Origin of the sequence: Thalassospira sp. CH_XMU1420-2 (assembly GCF_037029325.1) — a bacterium.
Lineage (GTDB): Bacteria > Pseudomonadota > Alphaproteobacteria > Rhodospirillales > Thalassospiraceae > Thalassospira > Thalassospira povalilytica.
In genome coordinates this window covers 362495-381181 of record NZ_JAYMEG010000001.1, presented here as the reverse complement: position 1 = coordinate 381181, position 18687 = coordinate 362495, and the positions used below count along the sequence as shown (strand labels likewise).

Sequence of the window (18687 nt, the reverse complement as noted above, 5' to 3'; positions counted from 1 at the left end):
CCATCCCCCCCGATCACGCTGTCCGGCGACAACAGGCATCCGGTTTGATGCGCGAGGCGTCGTATCGGGTGTGGCGGGACAGGCGGTTCCCCGGGCAAGCAATGCCGGAACAAGCAATTGCTGGGTGAGCAATGATTTGGCGAGTAGTGGCTTGGGGGGTGGGTGTGGGGCCATGGGTTTTGGGGCGACGGATTTGGCGCTAATTTGCTGAGGCATCATTCCCGCAAGGCGACGACTGGTACCGGGTGGATTTGGGTGGCGCCGCATGATGTGGCGTGACGCCGCGTGGTGTTGGATGGTGTTTTGGGTGGCGCGGGGAAACGGATGGTTTGGGTGCCCGATGAAAGGCGTTCCAGGTGCATTTCATGCGGCGGGCATCGGAGAGCTGCTGGAGACGGCAGGCGGGTGATGCGGGCTTTTGCGCCGTTGCACGAGGGTCGAGGGTCGAGGACCGAGGCCGCGGATCTTTGAACGGTGAACAGATGCCGGAGAGCGTTGGTCGAGGGTGGCTTGGTGGCCGGAGGGCGATGGTCGCCGGTGTGTGTCGGAGGGCGATGGCCGACGGCGTATGGTGCTCAGAGGGCGTTGGCCGCCGGTGGCTGATGGCCGCAGGTGCGTGATGGTCAGAGGTCGCAGGCTGGTGGCTGGTGGCTGGTGGCTGGTGGCTGGTGGCTGGTGGCTGGTGGCTGGTGGCTGGTGGCTGGTGGCTGGTGGCTGGTGGCTGGTGGCTGGTGGCTGGTGGCTGGTGGCTGGTGGCTGGTGGCTGGTGGCTGGTGGCTGGTGGCTGGTGGCTGGTCGGCATGTGACGAACCGGCACGCAGGTCAACCGTCCGCTTTGCGTTAATTGGTGTTTTCGCCCCAGCGGCGGATGCTGACTTCGAGCATGTTTTGCATGGCGTCATCGGCAAGCAGTTTGAGAATCGCCTGGGTGATGCGGCCGCGCAATGCGCCGGTATTGCATTCGGAGCGATGCGACATGGTCAGATAGAGATTTTCGGTACTGACCGGGGTCTCGTAGCTGCGGATATTGGTGATATGTTCGCGCGCCGCCACGGCCTTGCCGGGGAATTCTTCGTAAATCAGATATTCACCGCGATTGTAGGACAGCATGCGCAAGCCCTGTTCGAGGCTGGGCACTTCGGTAATGCTGAGATTTTGCGCCGCATAGGTATCAAAATCCTGACCGAAGCTGTTATTGATCACGGTCAGACCTTCGAGCCCGCGCAAGTCAGACCAGTGCTGATAATTGAGATCAAGATTATCGCGGGTCCAGATGACGGTACGCGTCCCCTGAAACGCCGGATAGAAATAATCCATATATTCGAGCCGCGGCAGTGTCAGGAAGGCCCCGGCAATCATATCAAGGGTGCCGTCACGCATGCTTTGCTGCACACGGCCCCAACTGCCGGCATGCAAGACTTCGATCCGCACCCCGGCCAGTTCACCAACCTGTTTGAGAAAGTCGGCCGCCGCCCCTTCGAGGTGCTGTCCATCAGCCGATTGCCATAGATAAGGCGGGTAGTCCGGATTGCCCGATGCCAGAAGATGGCCGCAATCGCGCGATCCGTCAGCATTCCGTTTGAAATGCCCGGTTCGCTCATCTGCAAATGCGATATCTGCACCAAATGCACAGGCCATCGCCGCAGCCAGGACGACCAACATCCTTTTCATGCAGAGCCAACTCCTTGTTACCTCAGCCATGGCACGCCGACATTCCCCATATATGGTGAGACACCACCGGAATTTCCCGAGGGGCCGATCGATTATTTTGACCTGCCAGCCATCCGCCGTGCCGATCCGTTCCGCCAAACCGCGCCAGGCCCCGTATCACGGCCCCAAATCACTGGTCCAAATCACTGGCCCGAAACTTGGTCCGGGAATCGGCATCGAACATCAAAACCATGGCAGCAAATCCGCACACCAGACCGGTTTTCAGTCAAGTCGCCATCAAGCCATCTGCAACCTGATCGCAACCTGACTGCAACCCGGCTGCAAACCATCCGTAAATCGCCGACCATCCCCCTATAAAGGATAGGTATTCGGGTTGGAATTTACAGCTTTTGTTTTCAACCAGGAATCGAAAACGAAAAAGCCGGCCATAACAGCCGACTTTTTCTTTGATATCCGGACGTTCCGAAGCGCAAAAGCTGGGCTGTGGAACGTTATATCCGTATGCGATCGTGCGAGATCAGCCTGTAATCAGGCCGAACGACGCTTCATGCCCTGATTGCCACCACGGCCTTCGGAGCGGCGCGGGCGATCAGAGAAATCACGGCGTCCGCCGTCACGACCGGCATCACGGCCACCATCGCGACCACGGAAATTGCCACCGCGATCACCACGCGGCTTGTCGGCAAAACGACGTTCGTCACGGTTGCCGCCTTCGCCGCGACCTTCACCACGGGGGCGGAAGTTGCCACCGCGATTGCCGCCGCGTTCTTCACGATCACCGCGCGGTGCACGATCATCATTGTCAAAGCGCGGCTTGCGATCATTGCGGAATTCGCGGTCATCACGACGCGGACGATCGGCGAAATCACGACGGCCACCGTCACGGGCACCATCGCGACCGGCATCACGACCGCCGCCAAAGCCGCGACCACGACCACCGTCACGGCCACCGCCGAAACCACGACCACGGCCACCATCGCGACCGCCGCCAAAGCCGCCACGACCGCGACCACCAAAGCCACGACCAGCGCCTTCACGGCCACCACGACCACCACCGGAACGCGGCGGCGGGGGCGGAGCATGGAATTCGTGATCTTCGTCGATATCGACATCCTGCTTGATGATGCGTTCGATATTGCGCAGCAGACGAATGTCACGCGGTTCGCAGAACGAAATCGCGGTACCTTCGGCACCACCACGACCGGTACGGCCGATACGGTGGACATAGCTTTCCGGATCGTGCGGCAGGTCATAGTTGATGACATGCGTGATGCCCGGAACGTCAATACCACGTGCGGCAACGTCGGTCGCAATCAGAACCGGGAAACGGCCATTGCGGAAGTTGCGCAGGATTTTCTGACGGATGCGCTGCTGTTTGTCGCCATGGATCGCATCACTGTCGACACCTTCATCGCGCAGCTGGAACGACAGTTCGTCCGCATCGGCCTTGGTTTTGGTGAAGACCAGAACGCGTTCGACTTCGTCACGGTTCAGCAGCTGAACCAGAAGCGACATCTTGTCATGGCGTTTCACGAACATGCCACGCTGGGTCACACGTTCGGTCACGCTTGATTGCGGGGCAGTTTCGACCTTGACCGGGTCTTTGAGCAGACGGTCGGTCAGATGTTTGACTTCGGCCGGCATGGTTGCCGAGAACATCACCGTCTGGTGGTTGTTCGGCAGCAGTTCGGCAACGGTCAGAACGTCTTCGGAGAAGCCCATGTCAAGCATACGGTCGGCTTCATCAAGGATGAAGACTTCGACATCGTCAAAGCGAACCGTGTTGCGCGACATATGGTCAAGCAGACGACCCGGGGTCGCAACCAGGATATCAACGCCACGGCGCAGTTCCTGAATCTGCGGGCCCATCGGCGAGCCGCCATAGACAACAGAAGAAAACAGGCGGATGCCTTTTTTAAAGTCACGCAGGCACTGGCCGATCTGGGTCGCCAGTTCGCGGGTCGGCGCAAGAATAACGGCGCGCGGCTGCCCCGGTTTCGGGCGCTGCGGGTTTTCAGCAAGACGCTGCAGCAACGGCAGGCAGAAAGCGGCAGTTTTGCCGCCACCCGTATGGGAAATACCCATAAGGTCACGCCCTTCGAGAAGTGCCGGGATCGTCGCAGCCTGGATTTCGGTCGGCGCGGAGAAACCAGCAGCTTCAACATTGCGCAGCAGGGGCTCGATCAGGTTGAGCCCATCAAAATTCGTCATAAAGGATAGCCCTTCGTTTATCCGGTCGGCGCCATGTTCACGCCAATGGTGCCTGCTCAAACGCAGTCGAGACCGGTGCATGGCAAAGCAGCCACTGCGTCGGACCCTGCATGAGAGGCAAATGATGTGAGGTTACGACGTCATCACGTCGAAACCGCCCTCGCCTTGTTCATACAGTTCCTGACAGCTCATTCTGTCTTTGCAAGCGAAGGAATGAGCCGGGTGATACAGATGTCTTGCGCATAAGTCAATCAAATGCCTGCGCCGGGCAGCCATGCAAAAACGCGCAGATGACACATTCAACCAAGGCGATTTACGGTTTCGTTTACGATTTGCGGTAAATAATTCAATCGCCACAATCGCTTGTAAGGGGAAAGTTATGCGGTTCCGGGTTGTTACGGGGATATTTTCCATTCCCGCCATTTGTTTACTTGTGCTGCTTGCCATCATCGCAACGGTCGCACTGAATTACCAAACCAGCCTTCGTAACGGGAAATTCGAACAGATTTCCCATCTGACCGAAGGCGCTGTGACCATCGTCAACAGCTATGTCGCCAAAGCCAAAAGCGGCGATATGAGCGAGGACGAAGCCAAGGCTGCGGCATTGGCAATCCTGAATGCCTACCGGTTTGACGGGGCGAACTATATCTATGCGTCTGATTACAGCCATTGCATGGTGCTTGATCCGTTAAGCCCCGAAGATGTCGGCAAATGCAACCCCGACAGCAAGGTTCGCAACATGATCGTCAATACCGCCAAGGCCGGCGGTGGCATCATCACCTATGAAACCAAGAAACCCGGCGAAGGCGACAAGCTGATTGAAAAGGCCGCCTATGTCCGCCCGATCAAGGAATGGGGCTGGGCGCTGGGTGCGGGTGTCTATATGGATGACGTGCAGTCGGAATTCATGTCGATCATCCAGCATATCGCGGTCATTTCGATCATTGCCATTGTCATTGCAGGGTCCCTGTCCTGGGTTGTCGGCACGCGAATCACGCGCAGCATCGTCGGTTTGAACAGTTCAATCCGCACAATCGCCGAAGGCAATTACGATGCCCCGGTCGAAGTCGAATCGCGTTTCGTTGAAATCGGCGATATGGCGCAGGGCGTTCTGGCCTTGCGTGACAAATCCGCACAGGCACAGAAACTTGAATCCGATGCGGCCGTTCAGAAGCAGAAAGCCGAAGAAGAACGTCGCAGCAATATCCGGTCAATCGCCCAGAAACTTGAAAGCGAAGTTGGCGGCATTGCCGGGGCACTTGACCGTTCGATCCAGCGCAGCAACGATCTTGCGATCAGCATGGCCCACAATGCCGACGGCATCCTGGGTCAAAGCCAGCAGGTGGCATCGGCCGCCGGTGAAGTATCGCAGAATGTCGATGCGGTGGCCGCCGCGACCGAAGAACTTTCATCCTCGATCACGGAAATCAACGTTCAGATTTCCCAGATGTCGCACACTGTTGAACGGGCAACCGATGAAAGCCAAAGCGCATCAAACGATGTTGCCGGCCTGTCGGAAACGGTCGAGAAGATCAAGGAAATCATCGGCCTGATCAATGACATTGCCGGTCAGACCAACCTTCTGGCCCTTAACGCAACCATCGAGGCGGCCCGTGCGGGCGAAGCCGGCAAAGGCTTTGCCGTGGTGGCAAACGAGGTCAAGAACCTTGCGACCCAGACCGCCAAGGCAACCGATGAAATTGCCGCCCAGATCAATGCCATTGTTGATGGAACCGAACGTGCCGTAACCGGCATTTCACGGGTTTCGGAAACCATCGAACAGGTGCGCAGTGCATCCACCGCAATTGCCGCGGCCATCGAAGAACAGGGTGCGGCGACCCAGGAAATTTCGGGCAACGCAAACCGCAGTGCGGATGGCGTGAAACAGATTTCCTATAGCGTTGATGAAACCATGAAGAACGCACAAAGCACCACCGATGATGCCGACGAACTGAAATCGGCATCGGCCGAACTTTCGAACCGTTCGGCCGAACTGACCCAGATCATTCACCGGTTCTCGGGCGATCTTTTGAAACAGGCCGGGGATTGATCCCGACCCGATCAACCGACTTTGAACGACATTAAACAAGAAAGGGCCGAACGATTTCGTTCGGCCCTTTTTTCATGTCTGACGTCAAGGGTGCCAAGCACACCGCCCCAATGATCATTCCGCGGGAAGGTCATTTTCCTTGCGGAACGGGTGGGCCGGATAAACGCCCAAAATGCGAACTTCGTGCGAGAAGAATTGCAGTTCTTCGAGCGCGTGGCGCAGGCCAAGCTGTTCGGGATGGGCTTCGACTTCGGCAAAGAACTGGGTCGCGGTGAAGTGGCCTTCGACCATGTAGCTTTCAAGCTTGGTCATGTTGATGCCGTTGGTGGCAAAACCGCCCAGTGCCTTGTAAAGGGCGGCGGCAACGTTGCGCACCCGGAAGACGAAACTGGTGACAACCGGGGTGCCGTCATTGGCGATATCAAGCGGCTCCCGGGCGAGAATGATAAAACGCGTGGTGTTGTGGGCGGCGTCTTCGACCTCGGTACGCAGCACATCAAGGCCGTAAATTTCAGCCGCCAGAACCGGGGCAATCGCGGCAATGGATTTATCGCCGCGATCGGCGACTTCCTTGGCACAGCCGGCCGTATCGGGACCGACCACCGCATTGACACCGAGTTCCTTGCGCAGTTTGCGGCATTGGCCAAGGGCGTGCACGTGGCTGTGGATTTCCTTGATGTCTTCGATCTTTGTGCCCGGTACGGCGACCAGCGCATGGTTAATGCGCAGGAAGGTTTCACCAATAATATGCACGCCCGATTCCGGCAGGATGTGGTGCACATCGGCGACACGCCCGGCCAGGGTGTTGTCAATCGGGATCACCGCCAGTTCGACTTCGCCTTCTTCCAATGCACTAAAGGCGCCTTCAAAGGTCCTGTAGGGTACTGTCGTTGCACCCGGAAAGGCGCGACGGGCTGCCTGATCTGAATAGGCACCGTGCATTCCCTGAAAAGCGATCCTTTGTTGCGCAGTCATCTGGCTGTTTCCTGATAGTTTAGACGGACTTGTATCAACCGCCCCGAACAGGCGGCCTGATAGAAAACCCCAATTGGGGCGCGAACTCAATCCAATGTTTGGAAATCAGGCCCCGAGAACCTGACGGGCCCGTTCGAGATCTTCGGGCGTGTCCACGCCAAGCGGCACGCCATCCACCAGCGCCACCGCAATCACCATGCCGTTTTCAAGCGCACGCAACTGTTCGAGCTTTTCACGGCTTTCAAGTTCGCCCGGCGGCAGGGCAACAAAGCGGTCCAGTGCCGCACGGCGATAGGTATAAAGCCCGATATGATGATAAAGCGGCCCGTCACCATATGGCGCGGTCGCGCGCGTGAAATAAAGCGCACGGGCAAAACGCCCCTTGCCAAAGGCGGCGACCGCCTTGACCACGTTGGGGTTGGTGCGTTCTTCAATGCGGGTGATTTCAGCAGCCAGCGTTGCAATATCGACCGCCGGATCATTGAGCGGTTCAAACACGGCGCGGATATCGGCGGCATCAATGGTCGGCAGATCGCCCTGCACATTGACGACCGCATCATATTTGCCGTCGGGATCGAAAGTTTGCAGCGCCTGATGAACACGATCCGATCCGCTGGGCAGATCCGGGTCGGTCAGAACCGCGATGCCGCCCGCGGCTTCGACCGCATCGGCAATTTCCTGTTCGGCACAGGCCACCAGAACCGGGCCAATCGCGGCCTCGTTCGCGCGTCGCCAGACCTGAACGATCATGGGTTCCCCGCAAATATCGGCCAACGGTTTGTTGGGCAGGCGGGTAGAGGCCATGCGGGCAGGAATTACAACAACAGGATTGCGCGGCGTCGACATTTTGGAACTCCGGTCAGGCATAAATTCCCTGTGTTTGATCTCGCGCAATGCGTGTTCGATCAACGCGATGGCAAAACACGGGTGTGAATCGGCGCGACATTAGCCGGTTTTGGGGAGTTTACGAAAGACGGAAATGTTTTTCCGATGCTACTAGACGAAAGTTCTAGAGCATCCGTTTTCGCCTTGGTGTTTAAGAAAGGTTGATGCAAATCGCTGAAACGTATAGTTTCCCACCGAACAGTTTTGCCTGCGGTAACATGTGTGTTTCTCAACTACGAGGATTGCCAGGGGGGCGCATGGATGAACTGACTATAATGAGAAACCTGAGAGTGATTAGGCTGTAACGGGGTCCCGTCATGAACACGATGGAAATCAACAAGATCGTCGCCGGAGTCATCTGCGCCGTACTTCTGGTAGTGGTTGTCGGCAAAATTGGTGGCGCACTGGTTCATCCCGATGAACTGGAAGCACCGGTTTATCCCTTCTCCGAGGATCTGATGGCGGGTGCGAGTGCCACGACCGCAGCAGCACCGGCTGCGCCGGCCGGCCCGGAACCGATTCTTGCGATGCTGGCATCGGCTGATCTTGCCGAAGGCGAAAAAGTCTTCAAGAAATGCGCATCCTGCCACGATGTCGAAAAAGGCGGCCCGAACAAGACCGGCCCGAACCTTTATGGAATCGTTGGTGCGGCCTTTGCGCATAAAAGCGACTTCTCCTATTCCGATGGCATGGCCAACCATGGCAGCAATTGGGGCTTTGAGGAGCTGAACGAATTCCTTTACAAGCCGCGCGATTACATCGATGGCACGAAAATGAGCTTCGGCGGCCTGAAAAAGGCATCTGATCGTGCTGCTGTCATTGCATGGCTTAATACCAAATCCGACAATCCGCTGCCGCTGCCCGATCCGGCAGAAGCTGCTGCGGCCGAACAGGGTGCCGCCGAAGAAGCTGCTGCACCGGCAGAAGGTGAAGCTGCTGCGCAGTAAGCGGATGTGACGTCATCAGATTTTTCTGATCAGACATTGATTTTTCACAGGGGACAGGTAACTGTCCCCTGTTTGCGTTTGGTGGTCGCGTTTTTGCCGGGACCAGCAGGCAGATGTTATTTGCCGGCCCGATATCGGGTGTTTTGGCAGGCCCTTTGATGCCAACTTCATTCAGGAATGTGCTTTCATGGAAAATCTCGACCGCTTTTTAGAGATCGCCCACAAACTGGCCGATGCGGCCCGCCCGGTTGTGCGCAAATATTACCGCACCCCGGTTGCCGTGGACGTGAAAGCAGATGACAGCCCGGTCACCATTGCCGATCGCGAAGTCGAACGCACCATGCGCGATATCCTGAATGCCGAATTGCCCGATCACGGCATCCTTGGCGAAGAACACGGGCGCGAAAATATCGATGCCGAATATGTCTGGGTTCTTGATCCGATTGACGGCACCAAATCATTCATTTCCGGCAAGCCGAGCTTTGCCACCCTGATTGCGCTTTGCCACCGGGGCAAACCGGTGATGGGCATTATCGATCAGGCGATCACCGATGAACGCTGGGTCGGGGTGATGGGCAAGCCCAGCACCATGAACGGTGCCGAAATCAGTGCGCGCGAATGTGAAGACCTGGCGAGTGCGACCTTCTTTACCACCGCGCCCGAACTTTTCCGCGACAAGACGTTTGCCGCCTATCAGGCGGTTTCCAAACAGTGCCGGGTTCCGATGTACGGGGTTGATGCCTATGCCTATGGGCTGACCGCGCTTGGTCTTGCCGATACGGTGGTTGAATGCGGGCTTCAGGCCTATGATTTCTGTGCGCTGGTGCCGGTCGTCGAAGGGGCCGGCGGGGTGATGACCGACTGGTCGGGCAAGGAACTTGGCATCGACAGTGCCGGTGATGTTGTCGCAAGCGGTGATGCGCGCTGCCATGCCGATGTTCTTGCCACCATCAAGGGCGCGATGGCGTAATCGCGCGCGGTTTCCGACCCGCCAAACAATCAACGACCCGACCCGCCCGGTTGCCGGGCGGGTCCACTGTTTGCTCTACTGTTAACTCCCTTGGCTTCGGCCCGTCCCGATCCGTCGGCGCAATTGTTATTTCACGGTTTTTCGGGCACACTTTTGCGATGAAACAACCAGTCGGGGAAACAACCAGTCGGGTCGGGCGATGTTTGAATGGGTGATCATTCTTTTTCTGGGATCGGGGCTGGTTTACGGACTGTTTTCCCGCCGCCTGCAACGGCGCAATATTTCATCACCGATGATGATGGTTCTAAGCGGGGCACTGATTGCCTTGCCGCTGGGCATCTGGCATGAGGCACCGCTTCGGGCGCTGAGTGGCGGGCTTCATTTCGCCACCCGTTTTGCCGAGATGACGCTTGCGATCATTCTGTTTCTTGATGCTGCGGTTCTGAATTATCGCAAGGAACAGGCGGCCAAGAACATTGCGTTGCGGCTGCTTCTGATTGGTTTACCGCTGACCATTTTGGCGACCTGGGGCTTTATTGTCGGGCTTGATGACAGTGTGCGGCTGATCCCGGCACTTATTCTTGCACTGATTGTCAGCCCGACCGATGCCGCCCTTGGCCGTCCGGTTCTTGAGAATCGGGACGTGCCCGACCCGGTGCGCCAGGGCATCAATATCGAAAGCGGGCTTAATGACGGGCTGGTCTTGCCGGTCTTTACCACGGCGGTTTTGCTTGAAGCCAATCTTCTAAGCAACGGGCATCAGGGCTGGATCAAGGAAGCGTTGCTTGAAATTTCGGCAGGTGCCGGGATTGGCATCGGATGCGGGTTCGTTCTGGGCAAGATCGTCAATCATGTGGTGACCCGCGACATGATTGTTGACCGGTTTGAACGGCTGCTTGGTGTGCTTGCCGCGATCCTGATCTATCTTTTGGCCGAACAGCTTGGCGGCAACGGCTTTGTCGCGGCCTTTGCCGGGGGGCTGTCGCTTAATATTTCCAGTGACCGGGTGCGCGACACCATCGAAAGTTTCGGCGAGGCAGAGGCAGAACTTCTGACCATGCTGACATTCTTTGTGTTCGGGATGATTGTCGTGCCGGCGGTGTATGAAAGCTGGACTTGGGAGATGCTGGCATTTTCGGTTGCAAGCCTTGTGATCCTGCGCCCGCTTTGTGTGTGGATCTGCATGATCGGGTCGCCCTACAGCCCGGGGGAAAAGCTTTATATCGGGTGGTTCGGGCCGCGCGGGATTGCCTCGGTGATCTATATGCTGATCATGGCGACCCTGATTGATCCGGGCGAATTCATGCCACTTTTTGCCGCCGGAACCATGATCATCTGCATCAGCATCGTCGCCCACGGCATCAGTGCCGCCCCCGCATCGCGCGCCCTTGTGCGCTATCTGGCAAAAAGATCCGCCAAGGATTGAGATGCCATCATTGAAATGTCACCGGGCCGGGATGGGGGGCCGGGGTGGAGAATTGGCATGTCTTTCGCCAGCATCCCATAACAGGCATGTGACCGGACCTTCATGACTGATGCATGTGGCCGGTGCTTGTAGCCGGTGCTTGTAACCGGTGCCGCCCTCCAACATCTGCGGCCAATAGCTGAGGCCAATACATACCGGGCGCGCACGACAAATCACGGCACAGCATCGCCCCGCGAGATGCCGGATGGCTCGGGATGGTGATGGCGCAGGGTGGTGGATGGCGATGGATTATGACGGATGGCAAAGGAAGTCTTCCGGGTGCAAGGCCGGACTATTGCTGGCTGATGGCCAGCCGTGCGCCAAGGGCAATGAACATGGCACCAAGGGCGCGCTGCAACCATGCGCCAAGTTTTTTGTGGCCCCTGATCCGAATGGCTGCCGCCGCGACCATCAGGACAAGCGTGCTTTCAACCACAAGCCCGATCAGATTGACGACAGATCCCAGCACCAGAAACTGCATCGCGCCATCACCGCTGTGCGGATCAACAAATTGCGGCAGAAACGCCATGAAAAAGATCGCGACCTTGGGATTAAGCACATCAATCATCACGCCCTGTCGCCATGCCTGAAAGACCGTCATCGGCCTGGTGGAAATCGCAATGGCCGGGGTACTGGTACTGTCTTCATTCCCATCACGGCCCGGTTTACCTGCAAAGCTTGCGCGCAATGCCCCGATGCCCAGCCACACCAGATAGGCCACCCCGACCCATTTGACGATGGCAAAGGCAAGGGCCGACGTCGCAAGGATCGCCGACAGACCAAGAGCCGCAGCCAAGACATGCACAAAGGCACCCGACACCACGCCAAAACTCGAAAACAGTCCGATCTTGCGGCCATGCACGGCGGTTTGGCCAACGATATAGGCCATATCAGGCCCCGGCGAGATATTGAGTAAAAAGGCCGCTATCAGAAACGGGCCATATTGCACCAGAAGGTCGAACATCAAAGCTGCTCGCGGCCATAATAGATCAGATCGATTTCAAGCGCCTTGCCACCGGCCTCAAGCACCATGTTGGAAACCTGTCCGCGATGGTGGGTTTGATGATTGAACATATGACCCAGCACCAGATCACGCGGCATGGTATAGGCCCCGGCGGTAACCGACTGATAGGTCAGATCCGATGCAATCACCTCGTCAGTCAGGGTTGCGATGAAATCGGCAATGTCCCGATCCTGTGCGACGCGCGCAGCACGCAAATCATCAAAATCGGCAAACAGAATGGTATCAAGCGCCATGGCAACCGGTACGCCACTGAGCCGCGACAACCACAAGCGATCAGCGACCAAAAGATGGTTCAGGGTACGCATGATCGACGGAAAGAACGCCCGGCGCGGCGCATCAAGTGCATCAGGCGGCAGGGCGGCACAGGCATCATAGACATGCCGGTTGGCCCAGGCATTGTAATCTGCCAGACGCTTGAAATAGGCCACACTGTTCATTCTGATCTCCGTTGACGGGCGGTTGCGCGACCGCAGTGCTCAGGGCTTGAGCCCGGTCGGACTACCGGCAACCTGTTCAAGCACGACCGCCGCCGGTTTGGGAACACGTTTGGTCAGAATAACCACATTGCCCACCAAAGTCAGGCCCACACCCCAGATGACGTGGCTGGTCCAGTGGAAATCCTCAAACCAGGTCGACAGCAACAGTGCCACCACCGGAAACATCACCGAACTGTAGGCCGCCCGATCCGGCCCGATCTTGCCCAGAAGGGTCAGATAGAAGCCGAATGCCAGCACCGATCCAAACAGCGACAGATACACAAGGGCGGCAATAAAGCTTGGGCTGGTATCGAAGGTCACCGGGATTCCGGCAAGCCCGATATAGGCAAACAGCAGAACCGAGCCATAGAGCATGCCAAAGGCATTGGCCTGCAACACCGGAATACCGCGCGCATGGTTGCGCGCCGAAGCCATATTGCCAAGAGATGCGATATAGCTTCCGGCAAGCGACACCAGAAGGCCGATGCTGCCCCCGGTCGCCAGATCGAATGCCGCAAGATCATCGGCAAATACCATCGCAATGCCCGAAAGCCCGATCGCCGCCCCGATCAGGGTGCGGGTTTCAGGACGACGGCGGAAAAAGATCACGCCATTGACCATGTTCATGATCACGATGGTCGAAAACACCACCGCCAGCAGACCTGATGTCAAATGCGCACTGGCAACATAGATCAGAACATAGTTCAGCGAAAACAGGCACACCCCGAGTGCCGCCATGAAGAAATGATCGCGCAGACCAAACCGCATCGGCAAACGGCGCACCACACACCAGGCCATCAAAATAAACGTCGCCAGCGCAAAACGCAGGGCCACGGCGACTTCCGGCGCAACGGTAAGCTGATACTGAATGGCGATCCAGGTCGATCCCCAGATTAAAACGACAGCGGCATAAAGACCGAACATGGTCGGGGTGCTCCAAAAAAATTGAAGCAGCAATTTAAGCCAGAACCCACCACGCACCAAACCAGCATTTTTGATCCACACATTAGTACATCTAATGCAAATCCGCCCAATCTAATGCATCAGGCATCGAGGTTTGGCGGTGCACTGAATGGGGCGTGGGTTGAGGGAGGCGCGGGTTGGGTTGGTTCCGGTTCCGGGTGTAGGTCCGGGGTGCAGGTGCAGGTTTGTCTATTCCCTGCACCTGACTGATCAAGGTGATTTATGGCCGGTTTCAGGCTTTTTTGCCCGGTGCCTTGGTCGTCGATGATGTGTCTGCGACGTCTTTTGCCGCCGTCGGGGCGGGTGTTTTCGCAGCGTCGCTAGATTTGTCATCGGGTGCCGAGAGGTCGGATGGGCTCGACGCGCGGTCCGGATCGGGATTTGCATCCTGATCCGGATCCGTAACCGGGTTTTCGGATGGGTCACCGGTGAGTTCATCATCGCTGTCTTGATCATCCGTCGGCAGCGCCGTGGCCGGGGTTCCGGCAGTCAAAGCCGCATTCTTTTCCGCGCGTTTGCGTTTCTGCCAGTCTTTCCAGATTTCAAGCAATTCGGCGCGCGACTGGAAGATCGGAATGCGGCGTTTGGGTTTGGCTTTTTGCTGTTCAACGGCAAGGCCGACTTCGATCACGCCATGTTCATCATCGGTCCGGCGCACGATCAGCTCAACCGTTCCGTAAGGCACACGGTCGCCGAGTTCGACATCACCAGACAGATCGCGTTTGAGGATATCGGCCACCGTCAGTTCGGCATCGTCTTCGTCGACGGCAAAGCCGTAAAGACGGCCGATATCGGCAATATGGGTATCGGGCGGGAAGCTGAAATCGCCAAACAGGTCGATGTCATTGGCCCCCTCTGCCGGGCCGGCAAACAGCTGATCAAGCAGCTCGACATGGCGCGGCGGGGTGATGATATAGACCTGATCACCCGCCTGAATATGGCCGGCCGAATGCGGGCGCAAAGAAGCACCATCGCGCAAAATCAGGCTGGGTCGGGCCCAGCGCGGAATGCGCTGACCGGTGGCAACCGCACTGGCTTCGTGCACCCGATAGACCACGATTTCCTGATTGGCATTGCCCGGCAATTCCAGATCAATACGATCGACCGGCCCGTGACGGGGCGGCACGATAATGCCCAACCATTTCGCAACCCGCCGGATCGTCCAGCCCTGCAACAGAAGCGACGTGATCACGACGATGAAGGCGGTATTAAACAGAAGCTGGCCTTCGGGGATGCCTTCGACCATCGGCACGATGGCAAGCAGGATCGACACCGCCCCGCGCAAACCGACCCACGAAATAAAGGCGGTATCATTGCGCGAGAAATTAAAGAACATCAGGCACAGCCACACCGCGACCGGCCGCGCGACAAAGACCAGCACCAGTGCCAGGATCACACCCGGAACAATCACCGCCCCGAATTCGGATGGTGTTGCCAGAAGACCGAGCGTGACAAACATCGCGATCTGGGCAAGCCAGGTGGTGACATGCTGAAAACGCCGGACGCCGACACTCATATGCATCTTGCTGTTGCCGGCAAACAGACCGGCGACATAGACGGCAAGAAATCCGCTGCCGCCCAGAATACTGGTCGCACCAAACAGGGCCAGCGCACAGGCCATGGTAATGATCGGCACCAGACCCGGTTCAAGTTTGACACGGTTGATCATCTGAACCAGCGCATAGCCGCCCGCCACACCAAACACCGTGCCAAGCCCGATTTGCAGGATGAAGCGTTGCAGCAATTCAACAGCGATATTGTCGCCACCGCCCAGAATGATCAGTTCGACCAGCGAAATGGTCAGAAACACCGCCATCGGGTCGTTCGAACCCGATTCAACTTCCAGCGTGCTGCGCGTACGATCACGCAGATTGATCCCGCCAACCCGCAACAGGAAAAACACCGCCGCGGCGTCCGTCGAACTGACAATCGCCCCGAACAGCAATGCCACCAGCCATGGCACATCGAGCACCAGCCAGGTCACGCCGCCAATCACAAAGGTCGTGATCATCACCCCGATCGTGGCCAGTACCAGTGACGGGGCAGCGGCAATTTTCAACGTTCGAAGCTGGGTTTCAAAGCCGCTGTCAAACAGGATCAGGGCAAGCGCGATCGAGCCGATAAAATAGGCCAGCGGCGCATTGTCAAACATGATGCCGCCAATGCCGTCTTCACCGGCACCAAGGCCGACAAACAGAAACACCAGCAGCAAAGGCGCGCCGACCCGGAAACTGACAAGGCTTGTGAAAACCGCGACCACAACCAGAATCGATGCAATCAGGATTACCAGATTCATCGATTCAATCATGTTGGGGCTCCTCTGTCGGGAATGTCAGAACGGGATCAGTCGGCAATTCGCATCGCAATATCGCATCAGATACTTAGGAAATGATGACCGGAAATGCCACCACAGCAGATAGTTCCGAATTTCGTCCGAATTATGAAAGCCGATCAGTCATTTTCCAGTTGAGCCGGAACAAACATGGTTTCCTTTGCCGTCGACAGGGCAATTTCCGGAAGCACTTCGACAACGCCGGGCATTTCCTTGATCGTGTCGGAAACAAAGCTTTCGAGATGGGCGGTATCGCGCAAACGCAATTTGACCAGAAAATCAAACCGTCCGGTCATGTGATGACATTCAAGTACCTCGTCGGCCTTGATCAGCGATTTGACCAGTTTCTTGTTGCCCTTGGCCGGGTCGGTGCGAAGCCAGACCATGGCGGTCAGTGCGCGGCCGATTGCCTGCGGATCAACCGCAATGCGATAGGCCTGAATGACCCCCTGTTCGCGCAATTTGCGCACCCGATCATTCACCGCAGAAACCGACAATCCCACCTTGGTCCCCAAAACCGAATAGGACAGCGATGCGTCTTCCTGCAGGATGTCGATCAATTTGCGATCAATAGCATCCATTTATCTTCCCCCTGATGGATTATTGTCGACGGCCCTGATCTTACACGAAAAGCCGGCTTGCGCGAACTGTTCGCCAAAATCGGTGGGGCTGCCATGCGCAATTAGTATGATAAATCGCGCCGTGCAGACTGGATTTTTTCCAAAATCACGCTTATTCGTTGAGGATAATGGTTTTTTCACGCGTCACCACCGACAACACAGCCCTTAAGGGCGCCCTGCTGATGATCACTGCCGCGCTGTGTTTTGCGGCGATGGCGGTGCTTATCCGGTATGTCACGCGCGATGTTCATCCGTTCGAGGCGGCATTTTTCCGCAACTTTTTCGGCCTGTTGCCGATGGTACCCTGGCTGATCGGCAATGGCCTTGGCGGATTGAAAACCGAACGGTTCAAGTTGCATTTCCTGCGCGGGGCATTGGGGTTTGGCGCGATGTCGTGCCTGTTTACCGCGCTTGCGATCACGCCGGCCGCCCAGGTGATTGCGATCAACTTTACCCTGCCGATCCTGACCACGGTGCTGGCTGCGATCATTGTACGCGAAACAGTACGCGCACGGCGCTGGAGTGCGGTTGCCATCGGCTTTGTCGGGGCCATGGTGATTATCCGCCCGTTCGGACAGGATTTTGAAACCGGTGCGATCCTGGCACTTTTTGCGACCCTGTTCATGGCGTGCGCGATGACGACGGTCAAAATGCTGTCGCGTACCGATAGTGCCAATGCCATCGTGACATGGATGGGGCTGGTCATGACGCCCTTGTCACTGCCGCCTGCGATCTATTTCTGGCAAACGCCGAGCCTGTGGCAATTGTTCATCATGTTGCTGATTGCGGTCACGGGAACGGCTGGCCAGCAGCTTCTGGTGCGGGCCTATCGCACGGCCGATCAGTCCTATGTGATGATTTTCGATTTCCTGCGCCTGCCCTTTGTCGCGGCCATGGCCTTTGTGATGTTTGGCGAGGTGGTTGATCTTTGGACCTGGGCCGGGGCGGCATTGATTATTGGATCGGCGCTTTATATCGCGCGCCGAGAAGCGGTTCTGGCCAAGCGTGCCAAGATGGCCGCCCGCGTCCCAACCACGGCCCCGGCCGATCCGCAAGCCATTCCGGCGACCAGACCGGATCGCCCCGAACAAGGCCCGGCTGATACCGATCAGCACAGTAATACCGGCGACAACAGACAGGAAAGAACACCCGATGCGTGATCGGTTCAACGCCCTTCCCCCTTATTTGCAGGCATCCGTCTTTGGGGTGATGGCGTCGATCAGTGCAGCGATCTTTTCGGTGTTTGTCCGACTTGCCACCGAACATATCGATCCGCTTCAGGCGGTGTTTTTCCGCAATCTGTTCGGACTGATCCTGATTGCGCCCCTGGCTTTTCGAAGCGGTCTGGCGCCGCTCAAGACCAGGCGTCTGCCGATGTTTGTGTTGCGCGCCGTGCTGTCGATGGGGGCAATGAGTTTCTGGTTTTCCGCGATTGCGGTGATGCCGCTGGCCGAGGCAACGACATTGAATTTTACCGTGCCGCTGTTCGGAACGGTTCTGGCGGCGATTTTTCTGGGTGAGCGGATCCGAAGATACCGGGTTGCGGCCCTTCTGGCCGGTTTTTGCGGGGTCCTGATCATCATCCGCCCGGGCAGCGAAACCATGCAGGTCGCCAGCCTGCTTCCGATTGCAGCAGCAATTTGCATGGCCAGTGCGGGATTGACGATCAAATCACTGTCACGCACCGAAAATCCGACGACGATCATTCTTTACATGATGGCCCTGACCACGCCGATGACCCTGATCCCGGCCTTGTTTGTCTGGCAAACACCAAGCTGGACGGCGATCGGCCTTATGGCGGCGGGGGCGTTCATGGCCAACATCACCCAGATTTGCAACACCAACGCATTCCGGGTTTATGATTACGGCTTTGTCATCGGGTTCAATTATTTGCGCCTGCCCTTTGTGCTGGTGATTGCATTGGTGATGTTTGGCGAAGTGCCCGAAATCTGGCTTGTGCCCGGTGCGGGACTGATTATCGGGGCGGCCCTGTTCATTGCGCGCCGCGAGGCCAAGCTCAATCGCGAAGCCAACCGGATCAAGCGCGGCCCGTCATCAACCGCAAGCGATCTTGACCCGCCACCAGCCAAATCCTGAT

At 57.3% G+C, this 18687-nt stretch carries 16 protein-coding genes; 7 read left to right on the top strand and 9 right to left on the bottom strand.

All coding sequences use genetic code 11. The annotated features are described in order from the left end of the window. Positions 1-647 precede the first annotated feature (647 nt). Positions 648-806: a hypothetical protein gene (locus WA429_RS01770; RefSeq protein ID WP_287464432.1), complete on the top strand. Its 159-nt coding sequence runs from the start codon at positions 648-650 to the stop codon at positions 804-806. Between the two features lie 34 nt (positions 807-840). On the opposite strand, the gene WA429_RS01765 is transcribed toward WA429_RS01770, so the two are convergent. After that, entirely contained in the window at positions 841-1671 is an 831-nt protein-coding gene (locus WA429_RS01765; RefSeq protein ID WP_287464433.1) for a substrate-binding periplasmic protein, read from the bottom strand. A gap of 528 nt (positions 1672-2199) precedes the next feature. Then, positions 2200-3882 (bottom strand): DEAD/DEAH box helicase, encoded by a 1683-nt coding sequence (locus tag WA429_RS01760; protein WP_287464434.1) that lies wholly within the window; start codon positions 3880-3882, stop codon positions 2200-2202. Between the two features lie 379 nt (positions 3883-4261). On the opposite strand from WA429_RS01760, the gene WA429_RS01755 reads away from it, so the two are divergent. Beyond that, entirely contained in the window at positions 4262-5932 is a 1671-nt protein-coding gene (locus WA429_RS01755; RefSeq protein ID WP_101248200.1) for a methyl-accepting chemotaxis protein, read from the top strand. 114 nt (positions 5933-6046) lie between these two features. On the opposite strand, the gene WA429_RS01750 is transcribed toward WA429_RS01755, so the two are convergent. Next, positions 6047-6907 carry a prephenate dehydratase gene (locus WA429_RS01750; RefSeq protein ID WP_114111946.1) on the bottom strand — a complete coding sequence of 287 codons (861 nt, stop codon included), beginning with the start codon at positions 6905-6907 and terminating at the stop codon, positions 6047-6049. A gap of 105 nt (positions 6908-7012) precedes the next feature. Beyond that, positions 7013-7753, bottom strand: coding sequence for a 3-deoxy-manno-octulosonate cytidylyltransferase (locus tag WA429_RS01745; protein WP_287464435.1), 741 nt, complete (start codon positions 7751-7753; stop codon positions 7013-7015). A gap of 356 nt (positions 7754-8109) precedes the next feature. Here WA429_RS01745 and WA429_RS01740 point away from each other — a divergent pair, with 356 nt between their 5' ends. The 3 genes from WA429_RS01740 (at position 8110) to WA429_RS01730 (ending at position 11135) form a co-directional block, all read left to right on the top strand. Continuing rightward, complete coding sequence (locus tag WA429_RS01740) at positions 8110-8739, top strand: c-type cytochrome (RefSeq protein WP_114111948.1); 630 nt, start codon at positions 8110-8112, stop codon at positions 8737-8739. A gap of 187 nt (positions 8740-8926) precedes the next feature. Further along, positions 8927-9709: a histidinol-phosphatase gene (hisN, locus tag WA429_RS01735; protein WP_101248203.1), complete on the top strand. Its 783-nt coding sequence runs from the start codon at positions 8927-8929 to the stop codon at positions 9707-9709. Positions 9710-9908: 199 nt separating this feature from the next. After that, positions 9909-11135, top strand: coding sequence for a cation:proton antiporter (locus tag WA429_RS01730; RefSeq protein ID WP_114112336.1), 1227 nt, complete (start codon positions 9909-9911; stop codon positions 11133-11135). A 331-nt stretch (positions 11136-11466) separates the two neighbouring features. On the opposite strand, the gene WA429_RS01725 is transcribed toward WA429_RS01730, so the two are convergent. The 5 genes from WA429_RS01725 to WA429_RS01705 all read right to left on the bottom strand — a co-directional run bounded on the left by WA429_RS01725 (position 11467) and on the right by WA429_RS01705 (position 16550). Beyond that, complete coding sequence (locus WA429_RS01725; RefSeq protein ID WP_287464436.1) at positions 11467-12138, bottom strand: LysE family translocator; 672 nt, start codon at positions 12136-12138, stop codon at positions 11467-11469. Next, entirely contained in the window at positions 12138-12635 is a 498-nt protein-coding gene (locus WA429_RS01720) for a DinB family protein (RefSeq protein WP_287464437.1), read from the bottom strand. The genes WA429_RS01725 and WA429_RS01720 overlap by 1 nt, the downstream gene beginning before the upstream one ends. 39 nt (positions 12636-12674) lie before the next feature. Next, entirely contained in the window at positions 12675-13598 is a 924-nt protein-coding gene (locus WA429_RS01715) for a DMT family transporter (protein ID WP_287464438.1), read from the bottom strand. A gap of 271 nt (positions 13599-13869) precedes the next feature. Continuing rightward, complete coding sequence (locus WA429_RS01710) at positions 13870-15945, bottom strand: potassium/proton antiporter (protein WP_287464439.1); 2076 nt, start codon at positions 15943-15945, stop codon at positions 13870-13872. A gap of 143 nt (positions 15946-16088) precedes the next feature. Next, on the bottom strand, positions 16089-16550 hold the full coding sequence (locus WA429_RS01705; protein ID WP_101248208.1) for an Lrp/AsnC family transcriptional regulator: 462 nt from the start codon (positions 16548-16550) through the stop codon (positions 16089-16091). A gap of 167 nt (positions 16551-16717) precedes the next feature. On the opposite strand from WA429_RS01705, the gene WA429_RS01700 reads away from it, so the two are divergent. Both WA429_RS01700 and WA429_RS01695 read left to right on the top strand, forming a co-directional pair. Beyond that, positions 16718-17749: a DMT family transporter gene (locus tag WA429_RS01700; protein WP_287464440.1), complete on the top strand. Its 1032-nt coding sequence runs from the start codon at positions 16718-16720 to the stop codon at positions 17747-17749. After that, positions 17742-18686 carry a DMT family transporter gene (locus WA429_RS01695; protein WP_287464441.1) on the top strand — a complete coding sequence of 315 codons (945 nt, stop codon included), beginning with the start codon at positions 17742-17744 and terminating at the stop codon, positions 18684-18686. Before WA429_RS01700 ends, WA429_RS01695 begins: the two co-directional genes overlap by 8 nt. Position 18687: the final 1 nt, after the last annotated feature.